The sequence below is a fragment of the Streptococcus mitis genome (assembly GCF_001579035.1).
Taxonomy (GTDB): Bacteria; Bacillota; Bacilli; order Lactobacillales; family Streptococcaceae; genus Streptococcus; species Streptococcus mitis_J.
On record NZ_KQ970366.1, the window covers coordinates 1 to 212 of the forward strand.

Sequence of the window (212 nt, forward strand, 5' to 3'; positions counted from 1 at the left end):
ATTCCTGGAATTACCAATGCTGAGTTTCTTCGTGCAGCTATGAATGCTGGTAAAGAAGACGATGAGAAGATTTCAGTTCGTGAGTTTATTACTAAACTAGACGAGAAGATGGAATTGCTCAACATGAAAGAAGAAATGGCAGAGCGTTACCTCAACGAAGGCTTCTCTGGTGGTGAGAAAAAACGTAATGAAATTCTTCAACTTTTGATGTT

Annotated in this window: 1 pseudogene; it reads left to right on the forward strand. The window is 38.7% G+C overall.

Annotated features, from left to right (window positions below):
- Positions 1–212, forward strand: a pseudogene (locus SMIDD26_RS11085) (ABC transporter ATP-binding protein); the annotation flags it as partial.